This is a genomic window from Herbaspirillum sp. B65 (assembly GCF_000333555.1).
GTDB classification, from domain to species: domain Bacteria; phylum Pseudomonadota; class Gammaproteobacteria; order Burkholderiales; family Burkholderiaceae_D; genus Herbaspirillum; species Herbaspirillum rubrisubalbicans.
This window is the reverse complement of the sequence record NZ_BADI01000930.1, coordinates 1-1,191: the sequence shown is the minus strand read 5'-3', so window position 1 is coordinate 1,191 and position 1,191 is coordinate 1. Positions and strand designations below refer to the sequence as shown.

Genomic DNA, 1,191 nt, shown 5'->3' with positions numbered 1-1,191 from the left:
CTCGTTGCCGATCTCGACCACCAGTACGCCCTCGGGCGTGAGGCGCTCGGCGGCACCGGCGACGATCTTGCGCACCAGGTCCATGCCATCTCGCCCCCCGGCCAGCGCCAGTTGCGGCTCGCGCAGGTATTCCTGGGGCAGCTTGGCCATGGAACCGGAATTCACATAGGGCGGATTGCTGATGATCAGATCGTACTTGCGCAGCGGCAGTTGCGTGTACAGGTCGGATTCGACCAGCTTGATGCGGTCTTGCAGCTGGTAGTCATCCACGTTCTTGCGCGCCACGGCCAGCGCATCGGCGGAGATGTCCACGGCATCGATCTGCGCATTCGGGAAGGCATCGGCCAGGAGAACAGGCAGGCAGCCGGAACCGGTGCACAGGTCCAGCGCGTTTTCGATGGCTTCCGGGTCCTGGATCCAGGGCGAGAAATGCTGCGGAATCAGTTCGGCGATGAAGGAACGCGGCACGATCACGCGCTCATCGACGTAGAAGCGGTAAGCGCCCAGCCAGGCTTCATTGGTGATGTAGGCGGCCGGCACGCGGTCCTTGCTGCGGCGTTCGATCACGCGCATGAGCGAGGCGATTTCTTCGGGCAAGAGGCGCGCATCGAGGAAGGGATCGAGCTGGTCCAGCGGCAGTTTGAGCGTATGCAGGATCAGGTAGGCCGCTTCATCGAGCGCATTGCTGCTGCCGTGGCCGAAGAACAGTTGTTCGGTGTTGAAGCGGGTCACGGCGTAGCGCAGCAGGTCGCGCACGGTGGAGAAATTGTTGGGGGTCATGAGCTTCTCTTCAATGCGGCGGCGTTCAGGCCAGCAGGTTTTCCAGCGTCTTGCGGTAGATGTTCTTGAGGGGATCGATGTAGCGCACTTCGATGTGCTCATCGATCTTGTGGATGCTGTCATTGGGCGGGCCGAACTCGATCACCTGCGGGCAGATCTGGGCGATGAAGCGTCCATCGGAGGTGCCGCCGGTGGTCGACAGCTCGGTGTCCAGCCCGGTCTCGTCCTTGATCGCCCTGGACAGCGCATCCGAGAGGTCGCCGCGCGGGGTCAGGAAGGGCAGGCCGCCGACGGTCCACTTCAGGTCGTATTCCAGGCCATGCTTGTCGAGGATGGCGTGTACGCGCTGCTGCAAACCTTCCACGGTGCTGGCGGTGGAGAATCGGAAGTGAAGTCGATCACGACTCACCC

The 1,191-nt window shown here is 62.6% G+C and carries 2 protein-coding genes; both read right to left on the bottom strand.

The features are described from left to right. Positions 1 to 780: 50S ribosomal protein L3 N(5)-glutamine methyltransferase (gene prmB, locus I5W_RS21780; protein ID WP_044530806.1), on the bottom strand; the 780-nt coding region annotated here is incomplete at its 3' end. A gap of 25 nt (positions 781 to 805) precedes the next feature. Beyond that, positions 806 to 1,191 (bottom strand): M20/M25/M40 family metallo-hydrolase (locus I5W_RS21775; protein WP_044530805.1); only part of this gene is annotated, 386 nt, incomplete at its 5' end.